Consider the following 17350-nt stretch of genomic DNA (forward strand, 5'->3'; position numbering starts at 1 on the left):
ATGCGCGTTGCGGAGGGGAGCAAAGGGGCTCACGAAGCGAAACAACGGTACGGCAACACGCGGTTTGCGTCACGGCATGTATTAGGGTGTAACTGTGAGTGAACGAAGCAAATTCCAGTTGGCGGCCCTGGCGTCTGCGGCCATGCCGGGCATCACCGTCGCCGGGGTGCGTGGGGCCGGCCCGTCGAACGCGGCCGATTCCGCCGCCGGCATCGATCAGGCGATCGTGTTGGATGCGACCGGACGGCAGTACGACGTGTTTGCGTCCGGTACCGAGGCCGGACGCAAGCGTCTGCAGGGACGCGTACGCGCGGCCCGCGTGCTGGCCGAGGCGCGCGAGCCCGGTGGTCTGGGGTTCGCCCTCGATCAGGTCGTCGCGTTCCAGAAGGGAGAGGACGGCAAGGGGCCGACCGGCGACATCGCGGTAATGGTCATCAACCATCTCGACGGCGTGGCCCGCAACCTCGACCTGCTCACGTTGGACGACTGCTCCGCGATGGGCACCGCGATCGGTGCGATCCACCGTCTGCCGGGCACGATGGTGCAGACCGGCGGCTATCCGGCATTCGGCACGTCGCAGATTCACGCGCAGCTGACCGGCTGGATCCGCAGGCTGCGTTCGGCGGGCCATATTCCGTCCGAGATCACGGGCAGCTGGGAGCGCATCATCGCCACGGACGGCCTGTGGTCGTTCGGCACCTGCTTCGTGCATGGCGGGTTCGTGGACGGCGACGTGCTGTATTCCGGTTCGACGATCACGGCCGTCACGAACTGGCAGGGCATGCAGGTCAACGATCCGGCGCGTGATCTGGCGTGGATCTTCGCCAAGCTGGACGAGGAGCATCGTAACGCGGTCCTGTCATCGTACGGACGCATGATGGGTTCACGTCTCGACGACCTGATCATGCTGCGCGCCAACCTGTGGCTGCAAATGGAGCAGGTGGGTGATTTCATCCAGGCGCTCAACCGCGCCGACAACGTGAAGATCATGCAGTTCAAGGCCCAGGTCGACCGGCTGGCGCACCAGCTGGGCGTGGCCACGCATAAGGCCGCCTCGGCACCCGCTCCGGCGGCGGCTGCGGCATCGGGCCGTCCGGCGGCGGCCGGTTCCTCGTCGGGTTCCGCGGCCGACGCGCAGGAACGTCGTTCGCCGTCCACAATCACCGTGGGCACGCTGCTGCGCGACAGCGAACGCCGTCTGGCACAGGCCAACGCACAGGCGGGCACCCGGGCCAACACCCAGGCCCCGGCATCCTCCCGTCCGTCCACGGCCGTTCCGTCCGACGCGACCGGCGACATGGATCGCACCGGATCGGCCGAAATCGTGTCCGACCGCACCTCCGACCGGACTCCCGGACACGTTTCGGACGCGACCTCCGACCGTACGCCGACGTCGGTGCCGGCCGCGGCCTCCTCGCCGTCCAGCTCGCAGACCATGGCGATCAGCCCGGACGAGGCGCGGGCCATGTTCGCGGCGGAACCGTCCGACGACACCCCGGAAGGCCAGCCCCAGGCATACCGTTCGCAGCCGTATCAGGATCTTGTGCATCAGGCGCAGGGCCCGACCCAGCAGGAGCAGGATGCGCAGACCGTGCTCATCCCGCTGCTCGAGCAGGAGGAGCGTGCGTTGCGCGACGCGCAGCTCGGACTCGCCTCGCGTACCGGCATCACGCGCACCGTGGCGCCGGACGCGCATCAGAACACCGCCTCGCAGACGGCGCAGGCCGATGACGACGACGACACCGGCGAAACCACGCCGAAAGCGTAACGGGCCCGGCCATCGCCGCCGATTGGCACAATAGAGCACGGATCTACCAAGAACCCGCATCAACCGCACGAAGGAGCATCATATGGACATCGAACTGGGCATCCGCAACGTGGCGCGCACCGTCACGTTCAGCACCGAACAGAGCGCGGACGAAGTGAACGCGGTGATCGGCAAGGCCGTAGCCGACCACCAGCCGATCGAACTGACCGACGACAAGGGCCGTCATATCGTGGTGCCCGCCGATGCGCTCGGCTACGCGATCATCGGTTCGGAAACCAAGCACGCCGTCGGTTTCGGCGCGCTCTGACCGGCCGGTTTTTCATCATGCCGTCTGCGCATCATCGCGCATGCGACGCGGACGGCACGCGAAAGGGCGGTTCCGACACCCCTCCGGGTCATCGGAACCGCCCTTTCGCATCATCCCTACTTCCACAACGGGATCGCGCCACGACGCACGATCTCGGCGACGGTGGCCTCATCGGTGAGGTTCTCCCCCAACGTATTCGGCTTGCCCTTGCCATGCCAGTCCGATCCTCCGGTGACCAGCAGATCGTAGCGCCGGGCCAGGGAAAGCAGCCGTTCGCGCTGTTCGGGCGTATTGCCCCGATGCCAGATCTCCAACCCGTCGAGTCCCTCGTCGACCAGACGCTCGATCTGCAGGTCGGACAGCAGCCGACGATTGCGGCTCAGATCGCCCGCATGCGCGACGATCGTCACGCCCCCGGCCTCCCCCACCGCGCGCACCACCTCATGCGTGCTCGGCGACGGCGTCGGGATGTAATAGCGGCTGGCCGTGCTCACCGCGTCGGCGAACGCATCCGACCTGGTCCGATACACGCCGGCCGCAACCAGGGCGTCGGCGATATGCGGCCGTCCGATCGTGGTCCGCTCCCCCTCCTTCACCTGCTCCAGCACGCTGTCCCAGGTGATCGGATAGTCGGACGACAGCAATTCCACCATGCGTCGCACGCGTTGGAGACGCGAGGCGCGCGTGGTCGCGAACAGCTCGCAGATATGACGATTGCGCGGATCATACTGGAACGCGAGCATATGCACCGACACGCCCTCGTCGTCGGCGGTGATCTCCGTGCCGCGCAGCAACGGCAATCCCGTCTCGCTCGAAGCCCGTTCCGCCTGCGACCATCCCGCGGTGGTGTCATGATCGGCGATGCCGACGCCCAGCAAGCCGAGCGAACGAGCCTGTGATACCAGAACGGCCGGCGTCTCCGTGCCGTCGGAGAACACCGTATGGCAATGCAGGTCCCATCCCGTGCGAGGCGGTTGGGAGGGAATGTCAACGCGAGTCATACGACCATCGTAATCTGAACACGGGCACAACCATGCCGAAAGACATGCCGTCATCAACGACGACCATCATGGAAGGGGTTTCGTATGGCCGATGAACAGGACTCGAACACGATCGAACGGCTCGATGGCCGCCGCCACGGCGCGACATGGACGTATCTGGTCATGCTCGTCGCGTCCGCCGTCGCGTTGGCCGTCTCGTTCGTGCTGTCGGCGGAAACGCTCAAGCTGGCGCGCGACCCCAACCAGATCCTCGACTGCGACATCAACAGCGTGCTGTCCTGCTCGACGGTCGCCCAATCCTGGCAGTCGGAGATCGTCAAGTTCGGCGGACTGAGCTATCCGAACGCGTTCTTCGGCATCGCGGCCGAATCCGTGTTCGTCACGATCGCGGTGATCGGACTGTCGCGTGTGGCCGTGCCACGCTGGTTCGCGACCTGCACCTGGCTTGGCGGTCTCGCGGCGCTCGCGTATTCGTACTGGCTGACCTCGCAGTCGCTGTTCGTGATCAACGCGCTGTGCCCGTGGTGCCTGGCGCTGATGTTCTCCACGACGATCCAGTTCATGGCCCTCAGCCACGCGACCGTGACCGTGCAGGGGCTGCCGGCGCGCTCGCAGGGGCTGCGCACCTATTACCGGCTCAACTACGATCTCATGGTCGACGCGGTGTGGATCGTCGCGATCGTGGCGCTGATTCTCATCAAGGACGGCGCGGCGATCTTCGGAAGGTGAGATGACGGAGCGTTATCTCACCTTCAGCGTTGGTGCATTATCAGCGGTTTTATCCGTTCATCGCAATCATGACGGCCCCTACAGCAGTTCGATGCGGCCGACGAGCGTGGCCGAGCCGGTGAGCTTCACGTCCGTGTCGCTCACGTCGACGCGCAGCGTGCCGCCTCGCACGGCGATCGTCCAATGGTCGATGCCGGTCTTGGCTCGCAGCGTGATGCCGGTCGCGCACAGGCCGGTGCCGCAGGACAGCGTCTCGCCGCAGCCGCGCTCGTTGACGCGCATGGTCGCCTCACCGGCGTCCGCCGTCTCGTCCATGTCGTCGATGCGCACGAATTCGACGTTCTGATCGGATTCCAACGCCGGATGCACCTCGGGCTTCGTCACGAGGTCCAATGACTCCACGGGCGGCAGCGTCGCGAACGAATCCTCTATCACGGCCACCACATGCGGGTTGCCCATATCCACGAACGTGCCGCGCGCCGAACCGTCGGTGCCAGGGATCGTCACGTCGAACGCGTCCGTCTCGCCGCGCTTCCACGCGCCCATGTCCACCTGGAACACGTCCTTGCCGAATCCGGCGACCTCGCCCAGCGACGTGAGCGTCTTCACGCCGGCGCGCGTGCCGAGCCGGAACGGCGCTCCCCCGGCCAGTTCGGCGTAGCCCTGCCGCTGCGCGAACAACGTGATCGCGCGCGTGCCGTTGCCGCACATCTCGGCGAGGCTGCCATCCGCATTGCGGTAGTCCATGAACCATGAGGCTCCGCCCGCCTCGGTTTCGGCGACCTGGGCCGAGGACAGATCGGACACGTCGGACGGATGTGCGAGACGGATCAGGCCGTCGCCGCCGATGCCGAAATGACGATCGCACAGGAAACGCACCTCGTCGGGCGTGGGTTCGTATTCGCCGGTCGGATCGGCGTAGACGACGAAATCGTTGCCCGTGGCGTGGGCCTTGTATACAACTTGCGGAATGCTCATGATCGTCACTCTAGCGCGCGGTGTTCGGAGTACTCTAGTGAACGTCCATATAGGCGATTTCCAGGAGGCAGACGGCATGGCTTCGACGGCACCGATCGGCGTGTTCGATTCCGGGTTGGGCGGCATTTCGGTGGCGCGGCGGATCATGCGTGACATGCCGCATGAGCGCGTGCTGTATTTCGGCGATTCGGCGAATGCCCCGTACGGCACGAAAACGCCGGAGCAGGTGCGGGAGCTGAGCTTCGCAATCGTGGAACAGTTCGTGAAACAAGGCGTGAAGGCCGTGGTGATCGCATGCAACACGGCCACGTCCGCGGCGGTGAACGATCTGCGCGAGCACTATGACATTCCGATCATCGGCATGGAACCGGCGTTGAAGGTCGCCTGCGACCGCGGCGACCGGGCGGATGGAGGACACGAGCCGCAGCGCGTGATCGTGGCCGCAACCCCGTTGACATTGCGCGAGCACAAATTCGCCGCGCTGATGGACCGGTTCAAGTCGGAGAACACGATCTTCCCCGAACCGTGCCCTGGTCTGGTGGAGATCGTCGAACACGGCCGGCTGGGCGACCACGGCCTCGTGATGCGCACATTGCACGGCTACTTTGACCAATATGATCTCGATTCGATCGATTCGGTGGTGCTCGGCTGCACGCATTTCGTGTTCTACCGCGACTATTTCCGCGAACTGCTGCCGGATTCCACCGCGATCATCGACGGCAACGAAGGCACGGTGCGTCACTTGGGCGTCGTCCTCGAATCACTCGGCAAGCTCGCCCCCGAGGACGCGGCAGGCGGCGTGGAACTCGCCAATTCCGATCCGAGCGAACGCATCGCGGCACTGTCGCGCGAGCTGCTGGGGCGGCAACGCCCGTAGCGGGGCAGTTCCGCCACGTTTGCCGCGATCCGCCTCGCCAGGGCCACCGTTTGCGGGGCCGCTCACAGGATTGCCCGGAATTTGCCTCGCAAACGGCACTCTTAACGGGGCAAACCACGGATAATCTCGGCGACTCGCCTCGCTAAGGATGGTGTCTGCGGGGCAAACCACGGATGCTGTCGGCAACCGCCCCGTGAGGCGTGCCGGTTGCGGGGCAAAACACGGAAGCAATCTTCGGATCGCCCCGCATATTCCGCACTCTCGGCCGGACCGCACAATTTCAATCGGCCGATGTGCCGGTTTGTCCCGGCTGGGCACGTAAGCTCAGGCAAGACATACGGATAGGCATTGGGGGTTGGTATGGCTGACACGCAGCTGCAGGAATCACGGCACAAAACGGCGCTGATCGATGTGGGCGGCGGGTTCCGCGCGATCTTCGGCGCCGGCGTGATGGACCGTTGCCTTGAGGACGGCATCGCGTTCGACCACTGCTACGGGGTTTCCGCGGGCAGCGCGAACATGGTCTCGTTCATCTCCGGCCAGCACGGCCGCAACCACAAGTTCTACACTGAATACGCATTCCGCAAGGAGTACGCGAGCTTCGACTCGTTCGTGAAGAACCACAATTTCGCAAACCTCGACTACGTGTACGGCACGCTGAGCAACCACGACGGCGAGTATCCGGTGGATTACGCGGCGTTCGAGACGAATCCGACCGGATTCACGGTGATCGCGTGCGACGCGCGTGACGGCTCGGCCAAGTATTTCGACAAGTCGGACGTGCATTACGACGATTTCGACATCATGAAGGCGTCAAGCGCGGTGCCAGTCGCCTGCGAACCGTACGTGATCGACGGCGTGCCGTATTTCGACGGCGGCATCGCCGACCCGGTGCCGGTGCAGAAGGCCCTGGACGACGGCTACGACCGCGTGGTGCTGGTGCTCACGCGACTGAAGGACGTGCTGCGCGAGCAGAAGAAGGACATCGCGCCGGCGCGTATCCTGCGCCATTCGTATCCGGCCGCTGCCGAACGGCTGATGGAACGGTACAAGACGTACAACGACGAGGTGGCGCTGGCCAAGGAATACGAGAAGGACGGCCGCGTGCTCATCCTCGCGCCCGAAAGCCTGTACGGCCTGTCGACGCTGAGCAAGTCGTTCGAGGGCCTGGAGCGCATGTACCGCGCCGGCTACGCCGCCGCCGAGGCGATCCCCGCATTCCTGGCAAGCTGATCGGACGGGACCGGCGATATCGGATAACCGGATTCCATACGGTGCCTGATCGTCGTTTACCGCCGAAATATGCTCTTTAGAACACGAAAACACGAATAAGACATAGCCAAGGCGCAAATCGGCAAGCAATAACCACAACGAGGTTATCCCTCCTGTACGGAGAACAACAGAAAAATCATCGTCGCGTTAACCACCGGCGGCGGATCACTGCAGGCATGGGGAAAACTCGCACTCCTGGCCGAGTTGCGCCTCACCCAACAGATCATCCCCGCGGATGCGGGAAAAAATTGAGCCTGATGTACTTATACGGTAGTCCGCGGATCATCCCCGCGGGTGCGAGGAAAACGCTGGTCAGCTCAAAAAACCGCTGCCTTGCCCGGATCATCCCCGCGGGTGCGGGGAAAACTTCACGCCGCGCATGTTCGCCTCGAACCGTTCCGGATCATCCCCGCGGGTGCGGGGAAAACGTGGCTGTGGCCTGTTTGAGGGTGATCTTGACCGGATCATCCCCGCGGGTGCGGGGAAAACGGGTTTCATCCACGCGTGGGTCGTACTGCCGGCGGATCATCCCCGCGGGTGCGGGGAAAACTGGCCGTGGAGGTGCCGAACACGGCCGGCATGCGGATCATCCCCGCGGGTGCGGGGAAAACGCTCAGGCCTATAGCCTGACATGGCGTCATAACGGATCATCCCCGCGGGTGCGGGGAAAACTTGGGCCATGCCGGCGGGTATCCATTTGCCGACGGATCATCCCCGCGGGTGCGGGGAAAACCCGGACACCGGCATCAAGGCGTTCCTCGGCGACGGATCATCCCCGCGGGTGCGGGGAAAACGCCGGCCTGCCCATCGAATGCGAGGCAAGGAGCGGATCATCCCCGCGGGTGCGGGGGAAAACTTCGACCCGAAGAAGAAGGCGCTGCTGGACGGCGGATCATCCCCGCGGGTGCGGGGAAAACCTGCGCTTCTTCGACCCAGCATCGATCTATGCCGGATCATCCCCGCGGGTGCGGGGAAAACCAAAACAAGACCAAACCGCCCAATTCCTGTTACGGATCATCCCCGCGGGTGCGGGGAAAACCACGTTGTCCGGGCCGGCAAGCCCGTCGAACCAGGATCATCCCCGCGGGTGCGGGGAAAACAAGCGCAGGAGGATGCTGACCTGCTGGCCCGGCGGATCATCCCCGCGGGTGCGGGGAAAACTGAGCCGCACTGCTTGCCGGGCGGGGCGTTTTCGGATCATCCCCGCGGGTGCGGGGAAAACCCGGCGACCTCCTTGAGGTCATCGGCCTTCCACGGATCATCCCCGCGGGTGCGGGGAAAACAATGTGGCGTCAGTGCCGAGAGTTGTAAGCGCCGGATCATCCCCGCGGGTGCGGGGAAAACTGACCGGATGAGGGAGGAAGACCCGGCCCGGCCGGATCATCCCCGCGGGTGCGGGGAAAACCCCGCGTTGTCCTTCTTTGCCATGATGGCGTCCGGATCATCCCCGCGGGTGCGGGGAAAACCCGCAAGCTCTGGCGTGGGATTATCAACAAACCGGATCATCCCCGCGGGTGCGGGGAAAACAAAACGTGCGTGAGCTTTTCCGTGAATCATTCCGGATCATCCCCGCGGGTGCGGGGAAAACCGGCAACCTCAGGGATGGGGTGCAGTACGGCGCGGATCATCCCCGCGGGTGCGGGGAAAACGGCCTGAACTACTGGAACATGGACACCGGCGAAGGATCATCCCCGCGGGTGCGGGGAAAACCGAGGGCGGTTTCATGCTCAATGACAGCACCGCGGATCATCCCCGCGGGTGCGGGGAAAACTAGCCGGCCGCGTCGGGGTCGGCGTCCATGACCGGATCATCCCCGCGGGTGCGGGGAAAACGGACGTTGATCGTCATGTTCCTGCTTGCGGAACGGATCATCCCCGCGGGTGCGGGGAAAACTTTAACGGTGTAATTAACATGCTGTCGGGTGTTAGGATCATCCCCGCGGGTGCGGGGAAAACGTGCCGGGCATTTTGCCGCGCGTCCGCCAGTTCGGATCATCCCCGCGGGTGCGGGGAAAACGGGTCGGCCTTTGCTGTGGTAGCGCCAGAGGTAGGATCATCCCCGCGGGTGCGGGGAAAACACGAGGTCGCGCATCACGTCGCGGCTGTGCACCGGATCATCCCCGCGGGTGCGGGGAAAACCGTTCACGTCGACCTCATGGGGCAGCACGAACGGATCATCCCCGCGGGTGCGGGGAAAACGACCATGCCGAGGCCGTGGCCGCGTTGGCCGGCGGATCATCCCCGCGGGTGCGGGGAAAACAACAACAGCGTTACGACAAACGTTCGGCGTCTCGGATCATCCCCGCGGGTGCGGGGAAAACGGCGCGCATCTTTCGAGCTGACCCACTCGCATCGGATCATCCCCGCGGGTGCGGGGAAAACTCGATGGTTTTTTTTCGATTGGGTCTTCTTCCGGATCATCCCCGCGGGTGCGGGGAAAACATATCGTCGGTAACGCGATCGGCGTCATTATCAGGATCATCCCCGCGGGTGCGGGGAAAACGGCGACATCCCTGACCGCACCGCGTTCTTCGACGGATCATCCCCGCGGGTGCGGGGAAAACCGCGCCTCCGGCAACGGATCGGCCGGCCTTGGCGGATCATCCCCGCGGGTGCGGGGAAAACGATGTCGATGCTCATGCGCGGGCCTTTCTGTGCGGATCATCCCCGCGGGTGCGGGGAAAACGTCGCATTGACCTTGCAGGTGATATTCAACGTCGGATCATCCCCGCGGGTGCGGGGAAAACTCGTCCACGACGAAGCTGTATGGGTGCGGTGCCGGATCATCCCCGCGGGTGCGGGGAAAACGATGGCGCACTTCCAGCCGTCCCGGCCGAGCACGGATCATCCCCGCGGGTGCGGGGAAAACGCATATCTTCATAGAACCAGCGATTTTTCCCCTGGATCATCCCCGCGGGTGCGGGGAAAACCTCAAGCGAGATATCGGTGTTGTCGGTCATTTCGGATCATCCCCGCGGGTGCGGGGAAAACCGCACGACCACATAGCCCGGTTTCCTGCCTTCCGGATCATCCCCGCGGGTGCGGGGAAAACGGTATTGTTATGCAGAGAGAAGTTGGTGAACGCGGATCATCCCCGCGGGTGCGGGGAAAACTGGCTGTACAGGGAATCACTCATTGCAGCGGCCGGATCATCCCCGCGGGTGCGGGGAAAACGAGGCCGTCGCCGCGCGGGTAGTAGCTGACCTCGGATCATCCCCGCGGGTGCGGGGAAAACTTGACGTCACCGCCGCCGATATGCCGCTCGGCCGGATCATCCCCGCGGGTGCGGGGAAAACGCCGCGAACGTCACCTGCACCGCGCAGTACGACGGATCATCCCCGCGGGTGCGGGGAAAACTCGTCCACGACGAAGCTGTATGGGTGCGGCGCCGGATCATCCCCGCGGGTGCGGGGAAAACCGTGACCGTGGCGGTGAATTCCTGGCTGGCGCCGGATCATCCCCGCGGGTGCGGGGAAAACAGTCTGATTCTAAACGGAAATCTCGAATAAAAGCAAGCGGAAAAATTCGATTGTGACAGTGCCGACAACGAATCCAGTCATGTACGCAGCAACTGCACATTCGAGTCTCACCAACATCTGATGCATCGTTTCCCGCAGCTTTCGCCGGCATATCTGTCCGCTTTAGATAATGCTGGCAACCACATCATTAGATATATCCTGCTCATACGTATATGCCGCCACGTTCAACGACCGTATTTCCGATAACGTGCGGCGTTGCTCCAGCCGGTTTTACGGTTCCCGTATGAGCGTTGCCGACGGCTGCCATTCGGACGCATGATGAGCGTCAGCCCGTCAAAGTCGACCGGTGACCATTCTTGTCCGTGCACTTTAAATGACATGCCTTGTTCGTTATCTGCGGGATAAACCATGACGGCACGTCCACTACCGATATTGTCAAGAATCTGGTTCCATAACAGTTCTCGCACGCGAGCCGAGACCTTGCCGACATAGACGCCCGGCGAAATTTCCAGCAGCCATCTGGTCAAGTGTCCGCGCAGCTTCGGCGGAGACACCGTCAGCACCACGACAATCATCGACCCTCACAACAATCGTCCGGCGCGCTCATCATATCATCCGGATTCTCATACCACGCATAACTATCATCCGTGTCATTGACGGGAATCCGCGCACTTATATCGGTATCGGTATACCCGCGCGTCTTATCCAAGCCCTCCTCAATAGATCGTTCAGGAGCATAATTCCGCCCTCCATCCCGATATCCCGACGCACCTGCCCATAGTTGCGCGGTGATGTCCTGAGCATCCAGCGGCTCCGCTGCCAGCTCGTCATCAGTCAGCAGCAGGGATCGCACGTCACGTACGCATCGTTGCAGGAACTTGCCGTCTTTCATACGATCGCGGACCGCTCTGCGAGCGGCCGAGGCCACGTCCTCGACCTGCTGGGACACCAGATCGAATGCGAGAGGCACTGTGATGTCGACTTTGTACAGATCGGCGATGTCATAAACGAAACTGCGTTCGTTCCGCGCATGGATAAAACCCAGTCCCGGCGCGCATCCCAACGCTACGATCACTGCATGCACCACGCCATACAGCGCCGTGTTCGCTGCGGACAGCGCACGGTTCACGTCATCGGCATCGTCGAAATCCATGACCTTGTACGATCTGCCCGACCAGGGGACACCGGTGCGCTCGGACTCATGTTCGTACGCGCGCCGGACCCGCGTTCCCTCCTTGCCAAGTAACTGTTGCATGGTGAGGCCGTCCGTTGGCTCATTCGGGAATCTCATCGCATACATACGGCGAGCGACCTTCACCCGGGTGCGTTCGGACGACACCAGTTTCGCCTGTGCTTCCAGCAGACGCGAGGATTGGGCGAGCGACGCACCGTGGCAGTAGTACCTTACTCCTCTCTCTCCGACCCATATGCAGGTAGAACGGGACTCTGCCAGCAAACAGATCGCCGCATAAGTAATATTGCTGCCGGGTCCGAGCATCAACACGCTTAACGCGGCGGCCGGAACGTGGACAGTGCCTCGCGAGTCAGTGATGGTCACTGCATTGTCCACACGGTTGACGACGCAATGCTCCACATACAGAAACGTCATACGATCCTGCATGCGCACCAATGACGGCAACGACGGTGGCCTGACGCCCGGGACATTGCTCATCATGCACCGCCGCCCGTACGACGATCGCCCATCAGCGGCACCAATGTCAACAATCCGAACCCATACCCTTTGGCTCGCCCTATGCCGTTCAACAAAGCACCGCGCAGCAACTCGGGATCATCAACCGCCAGCACGCCGTCATATACGGCCGATGTCAGGGTGACAGTCGAGCCTTGTCGCATGAAATCAACCGCTCGAGAGTCCCTTACCATCACTTCCGGTAATTCCAAACGATTGATGGGCATGTGGAATCCGCATTCCCGCGATTTTCGTTCCAGCCATTGCAGCTGCTCGTCAATGCGACAGATGCCTACGCGCCGACCACGCCGACCACGCTCTGCGGAGACGATCGATTTGGTCGGATTGGCTCGAAGGCGGAATCCCCATTCCTGTCCGATACGCAAGCGGTCGAGGAACGGCTCGTATGCGCAGGATGCCATGTCATTCGCCCCTACATCGAGTTCATCATGCAACACTCGGATATCCGGGACAGCATCGGACACGATGTACAGTCGGCTCGGTGTTCCGTTCCGCCCCTTGTCCAGACGCCACAGCGAACGTCGGTCTCCGGCGTGATCCGGATCCAGCGATCTGGAGATGATGGCATGCTGTCGTTCCAGCGATGTCATTGCCCAGCGAGCATGACGACTGTGCGGATCCACCATGATTCTGGTGAACTGTGTCATCGCGTTTCCTCCTTCGAACCGTGCAAGTCGCGAGGGTCTTCGGAATCCTGCATGGCGTTGCGAACGGCGTCGAATATCGCATCCCCTCCGTCGGTGGTGACGCTATGACCGACGCCTTTCATCACCTCAACGGTCGGAGTCGGCTTCGCATCATCGGCAAGCTGCATGATGCCTCGCGTCCTCCACCGGCGTTCGCGAGGATCGAAGCTCACCGGCTCGTCTGCGATCGTGTCGATGAAATCGCCCCTGTCCTCATCATTCGCATCAGGTTTCATGGTTCCCGGCTCCACGACGATACGTGCGAAGCACCGTTCCGGAAAGGTTGCCGCGCCACGCAGCACCTTGCGCTGGTACCATCCGTCGGCACGCCACGGTGCATTCCGCAACGCATTCTCCAGCGTCTCGTCCGACATCCATGTCTGTATCGGACCGTCGGGAGGGCAGGATCGTCGTCCGAGAAAAATCGGATAGTACGGCGATGCCAGTGCACGGCGGTATCGCTCAAGCTCGTTGCCGTCCCGGCTCTCGACGCCGACCAAGAATACGGCATCCTGCAGATAGTATCGAACCGACAGCGGCAGCATTTCCTTCTTCGAGCTTCCGGGACGTTCGTTCTTCAGATCCTCCGCCGTATGGAAATCAGACATCACGGTTCCCGGCTGGTCGACGCGTACACCGAACCGTAACCCGGCGAATCGTGTCAGCGGTTCATCCCGGCCAATGCCCAACGCGGCAGCCAGCATGCCGATGACACCGCTTTTCGTCGGCATCATCTCGGTCTCGCGGCGGGTGAATCGGCTGCTCGCACCCCATGACTGCATGGGGGCGGCCAATCTCATCAGCAGTACCGGCATATCACGACTCCTGAGCGCCCGTCTGCGGCGTCAGCCGGCCCGATTGTTCCGAAAGTCGCTGCGCGACCACCGTCTCGATGCCGTCCAGCATCTGACGCAGGGTGGAACGCCGTTCGACCAGCCCGTCCGGTCCTTCGACGGCCTCAGTCGCGTCGCCGACGCGCACCGCCCATGTATTCACCGGCGCGATGCCATACGCATCGTCGAACTCCTTCTCTCGCCGCACCAATGCCTCGGTCGCATGACGTACGTAATCGGGTTCGACCGGCTTCTGGAATGCGCCGACGAGATTCACCGCCTGCGTGTCACGGATGTTGACCACCACCAGATCCGGCAGGGTGCCTTGGGCGAACGTGTTGATCTTGCCTTTCGGCATGCTGGTGACGAACGCGTGCACGAACGCGGCGACGGCCTTGGCGGTCGCGCCGGCATCGCCCAGCGTGTCGTTCAGCCTGTTCGCATCGACATTCGCATACCGGTAGTAGGTCGCGGCGTTGAACTCGATCTGACCGATCATGGCCGCTCCGGCGTCGCTTTCGTCATCGCTGCCCTGCTTGACGTCGTCGACCGCGGTGAAGAAATCGGATTCCGCGTCGACGGCCTGCACGCTGATGGCATGGGCGACCTGTGCCGCCGCATCCACGTTGAGATCGGTGGCGTCGGCGACCATGCGGCCGAACAACGCCACGTCGATGGACCGGTCGTCCGTCACGATCTGCTTGATACGCTTCTTCTCCGACTTCACGAACTTGACCGGATCGTCCTGCGCCAACGCCTCCACGGCGACATCTGCCAAACGATCGTACTGACGGTTGCCCATAAACAGCAGATAGCCTGACTGCTGTAGTTCATCGTCGGCATCGCCCGCAGCGTTTTTCTTCGCCCGCGGCTTAGTCAGTTTGATGCCGGCTCCGTCGCTGAGGATGCTTTCCGCGACCTTGGTCGCCAGTTCCCCGTCCGCCTGAGGTGCTTGTTCGAGGATGCGACCGCGCAGCAGTTCCACGACCCGCTTGGTACGGACACCCAGGTCACGGGGATCCAGCAGTTCCCTGAACGCCTCGCGGGTGGGCCGCTTCCATGCCTGGCTGGAGACTCTGGCACGGGTCACACCGCCGTATTCCACCGTTTTGGGGCTTCCCGTATCATCCCGGTTCAGGTTGCCTGCCGCGGTCGTCTCCAGAATATGGATTTCCACGATGGTGCGGCTCGAGTTGTCGTGTGCGTTCATGATTGGTTCCTTTCTAAAAACATGGAATGACACGGTGACTGATGTTTGGTCCGGACGCTTTCGGATCACGAGGGTCGATTCGAATGGATCAGACGGTTTCAGATGATTCCCCGGCACTGTCGTCGGTCATCTTGCGACGGTAGCCGCTTTGGAAATCCCGCCCCCATCTGGTGCGCACGGCGTTTGCGCGTTCACGATCGGATCGCAGCGCCAGCAGGTCCTGTGCCAGAAGACCATAGTTCAATGCGATCCGCTCACGTCTGAGCAGACCTGTCAGGCCGCGGGCGTGACGGACGAGTTCCTTCCAGCTGCTGGCCGTCTGCAGCTGGCCGAACATTCGCCGGATGCCGGCTTCATTGAAATTGTCGCAGGCCATGCGGCCCACCGCGCGTCCCATGGACACATCCGCATCGGTATGCATCGACTTGTCGTGGATCGACTGCTGGTGCGTCGCGAACAGGGTGAGTGCGGCGTGTGCGGCACGTTCGCGAGGCGATGGACCGTCGGCATACTGGTTGGCGTCCGTCCCGCAGACATCCGGTTTCAGGGGATCCGGAATCGTCCAGACGAGCACGTCGGGATCGACTCCTACCTCATGTCCTGCGGCGTGACGCAGACGTGCCACCGCTGCGGTGGAGTATGGATCGTTCCGCAGATATCCGGCACGGAGAATATCTGCTTCGTCACGGCCTCCCGTCGCCAGACGGCGCGCCTGGCCGCTGACCCACATGCCGAACGCGGTGAGGCGGGGCACAGGGAAATCCCGTGCTTTCTTGTCTTGTTCCGTCATTGTTCAGTCTCCTTGTCTTGTGATGGTTCCGCAACGGCAGGCTCAGGGATCGAAGCGTCCTTTGGAAAAATAGAGTTCAGTTTGCCTCTGAACCAGATCTCCGCGAGCGCCACGCTGTAATGTCGAACGGTGCCGTTAGCGTCGGTCATGTCCCTGCCGACGATGGCTCGAGGAGATGCCTGTGCGGTGATCTGCGCCGACAGACGCAGAAGGATCGTTTTGGCGGTACGGTTCCATTGCGCCTGCAGCTCATAGAGATCGTCGTCGTGATCGATGCCACGCACCCACTGGCGGAACGCACGATCGAACGTGGCGTATCCCAGCTCGGATGCCCGTCGCTGTGCCGACTCGGACGGCAGACCGGCCGCGGATGCGATGTTGGCGGCCAGCATGCGCAGCGCGGAAACGCCTTGGTCGGTGTTGTCGACGGCCTGTCGCAGCATCTGTCCCATATTCGGGTTCCGTGACGTGATCACGATGAGGTTCAGGTCGAGCACGTCATCGATGGCGGTATCGATGACCGCGTCGTTGTTGCCGTATTCGACGCCGAATGCGTGCAACCGGACAGGTACCGTCTCGTTCCACCTCATCGAGGATCGCACATGGGAGAGCCATGTCATGGTATATGGTCGCAACGCATTGTCCGTATTGGCGTTGTTCGTGTCCTCGCCGCAGGTCAGTAGCGGCAGTCCACGCCATAGCGCGCGTGCGGGATCATGCTTGCGCGGCATATAGACCAATGATCGTTTCAAAGCCTTTTCCTGTGTCGGACTGCGCCTCCAACCAGTCATCGTCTCATAGTCTTGTCCGTTCTGCGGTTTCAGCCGGTCACCGTTGCACACCAATACCCCGGTGACCGTTTCGTCCTCATGAGCGAGCAACATTCGCCTGGACTGCCATGTCATCAATGTCGCAGGTCCGTGAAAGAACGACGTGTCCGCGGTTCGTTCGGCCGGCTGGTCGAATCCCCGGGCGGGCGGTGACCCCAACGGTTCGCGCTCCCATACCGGGGCATCCTCCGCCCATCGGGCATCGGATGCGCCGAGTCCCAGAGCCTCACATCCCGCATAGTTGAGGATCAGCGTCTGCCACAGATTCACTCCTTCAATCAGATATCCGCCAAGGTGCCCGGCCCATGCGACCCCGATCGGATATCCTTTGCCGCCTTTGACGCGGGGATCGCCGACCGCTCCCGATTTGATGCCCGAGGCGTCGTACGCCTGCATGGCGATCAGCCATCGTGCGGCTTCCGCCGCGCTGATGGACCGCAGTCCTTCGCCCAGTCGTGTCGTGAACAGCGGTTCGCCGCTCGGCACGTCCAAGATCAATCGTTCCAGTCCGGAGACCTCATGTTTGGCGGTATGCAGTCCGGCGACCTGATAGAACGGCACCTTGTCGTCGAACAGGTCAAATCGCCAACGCCATGTCTCGCAATAATCGCGTATCGCCTGCATGATGCCGGGATCATCCGCGCCGTGGTCGTAGAGATCCTCCTTCCACTCCTCGGCGGTGATGTCGTTGCCGAAACGGCCGTACAGGATGGCGACGAGCATGCGGACGATCGCGAACCGCTGCAACGGAATATCCCCGTCGATGCTCCTGATGGCACTCGCCTGTTCGAATGTTTCGATGATGGACAGTTCCCTGTGCCTTCCATCGTTCAGCATCGTGACCGGAATCCATGAACGGTCCATCAGATTGAACGAAACC

General features: G+C 62.6%; 14 protein-coding genes and 1 CRISPR repeat array. Of the genes, 5 read left to right on the forward strand and 9 right to left on the reverse strand.

Features of this window, described 5'->3' with window-relative positions; genetic code table 11:
• Window positions 1-142 precede the first annotated feature (142 nt).
• The gene (locus GFD25_RS07090; RefSeq protein WP_239512466.1) at window positions 143-1768 is read left to right on the forward strand and encodes a phosphotransferase; all 1626 of its coding nucleotides are present in this window, start codon (window positions 143-145) and stop codon (window positions 1766-1768) included.
• An 82-nt stretch (window positions 1769-1850) separates the two neighbouring features.
• Window positions 1851-2075 carry a DUF3107 domain-containing protein gene (locus GFD25_RS07095; RefSeq protein WP_163231320.1) on the forward strand — a complete coding sequence of 75 codons (225 nt, stop codon included), beginning with the start codon at window positions 1851-1853 and terminating at the stop codon, window positions 2073-2075.
• A 116-nt stretch (window positions 2076-2191) separates the two neighbouring features.
• Here the strand turns inward: GFD25_RS07095 and GFD25_RS07100 are convergent, their stop codons facing one another.
• Window positions 2192-3076, reverse strand: coding sequence for a PHP domain-containing protein (locus GFD25_RS07100; protein WP_163231322.1), 885 nt, complete (start codon window positions 3074-3076; stop codon window positions 2192-2194).
• Between the two features lie 84 nt (window positions 3077-3160).
• Here GFD25_RS07100 and GFD25_RS07105 point away from each other — a divergent pair, with 84 nt between their 5' ends.
• Window positions 3161-3805 (forward strand): vitamin K epoxide reductase family protein, encoded by a 645-nt coding sequence (locus GFD25_RS07105; RefSeq protein WP_163231324.1) that lies wholly within the window; start codon window positions 3161-3163, stop codon window positions 3803-3805.
• 78 nt (window positions 3806-3883) lie between these two features.
• Here GFD25_RS07105 and dapF read toward each other — a convergent pair whose 3' ends face one another.
• On the reverse strand, window positions 3884-4783 hold the full coding sequence (gene dapF, locus GFD25_RS07110) for a diaminopimelate epimerase (RefSeq protein WP_163231326.1): 900 nt from the start codon (window positions 4781-4783) through the stop codon (window positions 3884-3886).
• A gap of 76 nt (window positions 4784-4859) precedes the next feature.
• On the opposite strand from dapF, the gene murI reads away from it, so the two are divergent.
• Together murI and GFD25_RS07120 are read left to right on the forward strand one after the other, a co-directional pair.
• Window positions 4860-5660, forward strand: coding sequence for a glutamate racemase (gene murI / locus GFD25_RS07115; protein ID WP_163231328.1), 801 nt, complete (start codon window positions 4860-4862; stop codon window positions 5658-5660).
• Between the two features lie 360 nt (window positions 5661-6020).
• The gene (locus tag GFD25_RS07120) at window positions 6021-6893 is read left to right on the forward strand and encodes a patatin-like phospholipase family protein (RefSeq protein WP_163231330.1); all 873 of its coding nucleotides are present in this window, start codon (window positions 6021-6023) and stop codon (window positions 6891-6893) included.
• A gap of 258 nt (window positions 6894-7151) precedes the next feature.
• Window positions 7152-10410: direct repeats of the CRISPR family, unit length 29 nt; unit sequence CGGATCATCCCCGCGGGTGCGGGGAAAAC.
• Between the two features lie 224 nt (window positions 10411-10634).
• Here the strand turns inward: GFD25_RS07120 and cas2e are convergent.
• The 7 genes from cas2e to casA all read right to left on the reverse strand — a co-directional run bounded on the left by cas2e (window position 10635) and on the right by casA (window position 17334).
• Window positions 10635-10985, reverse strand: coding sequence for a type I-E CRISPR-associated endoribonuclease Cas2e (gene cas2e, locus GFD25_RS07125; RefSeq protein WP_163231332.1), 351 nt, complete (start codon window positions 10983-10985; stop codon window positions 10635-10637).
• Entirely contained in the window at window positions 10982-12085 is a 1104-nt protein-coding gene (cas1e, locus tag GFD25_RS07130; RefSeq protein WP_338024634.1) for a type I-E CRISPR-associated endonuclease Cas1e, read from the reverse strand. The genes cas2e and cas1e overlap by 4 nt, the downstream gene beginning before the upstream one ends.
• Window positions 12082-12768, reverse strand: a complete 687-nt coding sequence (gene cas6e, locus GFD25_RS07135; protein ID WP_163231334.1) for a type I-E CRISPR-associated protein Cas6/Cse3/CasE — start codon at window positions 12766-12768, stop codon at window positions 12082-12084. Before cas6e ends, cas1e begins: the two co-directional genes overlap by 4 nt.
• Window positions 12765-13622 (reverse strand): type I-E CRISPR-associated protein Cas5/CasD, encoded by an 858-nt coding sequence (cas5e, locus tag GFD25_RS07140; protein ID WP_163231336.1) that lies wholly within the window; start codon window positions 13620-13622, stop codon window positions 12765-12767. Before cas5e ends, cas6e begins: the two co-directional genes overlap by 4 nt.
• Before the next feature lies 1 nt (window position 13623).
• A complete protein-coding gene (gene cas7e, locus GFD25_RS07145) occupies window positions 13624-14850 on the reverse strand; it encodes a type I-E CRISPR-associated protein Cas7/Cse4/CasC (RefSeq protein ID WP_163231338.1) in 1227 nt (408 codons plus the stop codon).
• A gap of 88 nt (window positions 14851-14938) precedes the next feature.
• Window positions 14939-15640, reverse strand: a complete 702-nt coding sequence (gene casB, locus GFD25_RS07150) for a type I-E CRISPR-associated protein Cse2/CasB (protein ID WP_163231340.1) — start codon at window positions 15638-15640, stop codon at window positions 14939-14941.
• Window positions 15637-17334, reverse strand: coding sequence for a type I-E CRISPR-associated protein Cse1/CasA (gene casA, locus GFD25_RS07155; protein WP_239512462.1), 1698 nt, complete (start codon window positions 17332-17334; stop codon window positions 15637-15639). Before casA ends, casB begins: the two co-directional genes overlap by 4 nt.
• Window positions 17335-17350 lie beyond the last annotated feature (16 nt).

The sequence above is a fragment of the Bifidobacterium aerophilum genome (assembly GCF_010667685.1).
Classification (GTDB): domain Bacteria; phylum Actinomycetota; class Actinomycetes; order Actinomycetales; family Bifidobacteriaceae; genus Bifidobacterium; species Bifidobacterium aerophilum.

Bases quoted from the DNA above. Each gene is read 5' to 3' on its own strand.
- GFD25_RS07090 (WP_239512466.1), top strand. From the start codon at position 143: ATGCCGGGCATCACCGTCGCCGGGGTGCGTGGGGCCGGCCCGTCGAAC.
- GFD25_RS07095 (WP_163231320.1), top strand. From the start codon at position 1,851: ATGGACATCGAACTGGGCATCCGCAACGTGGCGCGCACCGTCACGTTC.
- GFD25_RS07100 (WP_163231322.1), bottom strand. From the start codon at position 3,076: ATGACTCGCGTTGACATTCCCTCCCAACCGCCTCGCACGGGATGGGAC.
- GFD25_RS07105 (WP_163231324.1), top strand. From the start codon at position 3,161: ATGGCCGATGAACAGGACTCGAACACGATCGAACGGCTCGATGGCCGC.
- dapF (WP_163231326.1), bottom strand. From the start codon at position 4,783: ATGAGCATTCCGCAAGTTGTATACAAGGCCCACGCCACGGGCAACGAT.
- murI (WP_163231328.1), top strand. From the start codon at position 4,860: ATGGCTTCGACGGCACCGATCGGCGTGTTCGATTCCGGGTTGGGCGGC.
- GFD25_RS07120 (WP_163231330.1), top strand. From the start codon at position 6,021: ATGGCTGACACGCAGCTGCAGGAATCACGGCACAAAACGGCGCTGATC.
- cas2e (WP_163231332.1), bottom strand. From the start codon at position 10,985: ATGATTGTCGTGGTGCTGACGGTGTCTCCGCCGAAGCTGCGCGGACAC.
- cas1e (WP_338024634.1), bottom strand. From the start codon at position 12,085: ATGATGAGCAATGTCCCGGGCGTCAGGCCACCGTCGTTGCCGTCATTG.
- cas6e (WP_163231334.1), bottom strand. From the start codon at position 12,768: ATGACACAGTTCACCAGAATCATGGTGGATCCGCACAGTCGTCATGCT.
- cas5e (WP_163231336.1), bottom strand. From the start codon at position 13,622: ATGCCGGTACTGCTGATGAGATTGGCCGCCCCCATGCAGTCATGGGGT.
- cas7e (WP_163231338.1), bottom strand. From the start codon at position 14,850: ATGAACGCACACGACAACTCGAGCCGCACCATCGTGGAAATCCATATT.
- casB (WP_163231340.1), bottom strand. From the start codon at position 15,640: ATGACGGAACAAGACAAGAAAGCACGGGATTTCCCTGTGCCCCGCCTC.
- casA (WP_239512462.1), bottom strand. From the start codon at position 17,334: ATGGACCGTTCATGGATTCCGGTCACGATGCTGAACGATGGAAGGCAC.